2 rRNA genes (1 of these 2 cut by a window edge) are annotated in these 2,500 nt (G+C 52.3%); both read left to right on the top strand.

Features of this window, described 5'->3' with window-relative positions:
* Positions 1-2,102: ribosomal RNA gene (locus D9N13_RS00015) — 23S ribosomal RNA — on the top strand; it begins 782 nt to the left of the window's first position.
* 186 nt (positions 2,103-2,288) lie between these two features.
* Positions 2,289-2,403 (top strand): 5S ribosomal RNA (rrf, locus tag D9N13_RS00010).
* The last annotated feature ends 97 nt before the right edge of the window (positions 2,404-2,500 follow it).

Genomic DNA, 2,500 nt, shown 5'->3' with positions numbered 1-2,500 from the left:
GGGAGATAGCTGGTTCTCCTCGAAAGCTATTTAGGTAGCGCCTCGGATTAATACCTACGGGGGTAGAGCACTGTTTGGGCTAGGGGGTCATCCCGACTTACCAACCCCATGCAAACTCCGAATACCGTAGAGTACTGTCCGGGAGACACACGGCGGGTGCTAACGTTCGTCGTGGAAAGGGAAACAACCCAGACCGCCAGCTAAGGTCCCCAAGTACTAGTTAAGTGGGAAACGATGTGGGAAGGCATAGACAGCTAGGAGGTTGGCTTAGAAGCAGCCATCCTTTAAAGAAAGCGTAATAGCTCACTAGTCGAGTCGGCCTGCGCGGAAGATGTAACGGGGCTTAAACTAGTCACCGAAGCTGCGGGTGCAGATTTATCTGCGCGGTAGAGGAGCGTTCTGTAAGCCGTTGAAGGTGAATCGAAAGGTTTGCTGGAGGTATCAGAAGTGCGAATGCTGACATGAGTAACGATAAGGGGAGTGAAAAACTCCCCCGCCGAAAGACCAAGGGTTCCTGTCCAACGCTAATCGGGGCAGGGTGAGTCGACCCCTAAGGCGAGGCTGAGAAGCGTAGTCGATGGGAAACGGGTTAATATTCCCGTACTTGCAATAACTGCGATGGAGAGACGGAGAAGGCTAGGCGTACCGGGCGTTGGTTGTCCCGGGGAAAGTGCGTAGGCTGAGGTGTTAGGCAAATCCGGCACCTTAAGGCTGAGACACGAGACCACTGCCCATGTGGCGGGAAGTCGTCGATGCCCTGCTTCCAGGAAATACCTTCTAAGCTTCAGGTTATTGCGAATCGTACCCCAAACCGACACAGGTGGTCGGGTAGAGAATACCAAGGCGCTTGAGAGAACTCGGGTGAAGGAACTAGGCAAAATGGTGCCGTAACTTCGGGAGAAGGCACGCTGCTGTTGGTGAAGGACTTGCTCCGTAAGCTGACGGCAGTCGCAGATACTAGGTCCCTGCAACTGTTTATTAAAAACACAGCACTCTGCAAACACGAAAGTGGACGTATAGGGTGTGACGCCTGCCCGGTGCCGGAAGGTTAATTGATGGGGTTATCTTCGGAGAAGCTCTTGATCGAAGCCCCGGTAAACGGCGGCCGTAACTATAACGGTCCTAAGGTAGCGAAATTCCTTGTCGGGTAAGTTCCGACCTGCACGAATGGCGTAATGATGGGGACGCTGTCTCCACCCGAGACTCAGTGAAATTGAAATCGCTGTGAAGATGCAGTGTACCCGCGGCTAGACGGAAAGACCCCGTGAACCTTTACTATAGCTTCACACTGGACTCTGACCTTACTTGTGTAGGATAGCTGGGAGACTTTGAAGCGGTGACGCCAGTCATCGTGGAGTCAACCTTGAAATACCAGCCTGGTAATGTTGGGGTTCTAACTTAGATCCATTATCTGGATTGAGGACAGTGTGTGGTGGGTAGTTTGACTGGGGCGGTCTCCTCCCAAAGAGTAACGGAGGAGTGCGAAGGTGCCCTCAGCGCGGTCGGACATCGCGCAATGAGTATAATGGCAAAAGGGCGCTTGACTGTGAGACCTACAAGTCGAGCAGGTGCGAAAGCAGGTCATAGTGATCCGGTGGTTCTGTATGGAAGGGCCATCGCTCAACGGATAAAAGGTACTCCGGGGATAACAGGCTGATACCGCCCAAGAGTTCATATCGACGGCGGTGTTTGGCACCTCGATGTCGGCTCATCACATCCTGGGGCTGAAGCCGGTCCCAAGGGTATGGCTGTTCGCCATTTAAAGTGGTACGCGAGCTGGGTTTAGAACGTCGTGAGACAGTTCGGTCCCTATCTGCCGTGGGCGTTGGAGATTTGAGGAGAGTTGTTCCTAGTACGAGAGGACCGGAATGAACGAACCTCTGGTGTTCGGGTTGTCACGCCAGTGGCATTGCCCGGTAGCTATGTTCGGACAGGATAACCGCTGAAAGCATCTAAGCGGGAAGCCCCCTTCAAGATGAGATCTCCCTGAGGACTTGATCCTCCTAAAGGACCGTCGAAGACTACGACGTTGATAGGCTGGGTGTGGAAGCGTTGTGAGGCGTTAAGCTAACCAGTACTAATTGTCCGTGAGGCTTGACCATATAACCCTAAGTGAAGATAACTTCACCAGGTAATATGGCAGCAACGAGCTCGAAAGAGCACATACCCTATGGGTATTAATAGCGTAGCCGCTAACAGCGCAGCTGTACCAATGCTGACGACTTCTACCTCATTAACCTATTTGATGAAACGATTGCAAAACGCAAACGGGTCATCGAACCCCTTTGCCTGACGACAATAGAGCTATGGAACCACCTGATCCCTTGCCGAACTCAGAAGTGAAACGTAGCATCGCCGATGGTAGTGTGGCATTCGCCATGTGAGAGTAGGTCATCGTCAGGCTCCTAATTCAATAAAAAACCCCGCTCAAGTCTATTGTGCGGGGTTTTTTATTGGCTGGACGCTTGCACCAATTGAAATCGGCTATGGCACATGGAAT

The organism is Ketobacter sp. GenoA1 (genome assembly GCF_003671475.1).
Classification (GTDB): domain Bacteria; phylum Pseudomonadota; class Gammaproteobacteria; order Pseudomonadales; family Ketobacteraceae; genus Ketobacter.
Note: the sequence above shows the minus strand (reverse complement) of the source record. Positions and strands in the feature narration are given on the sequence as shown.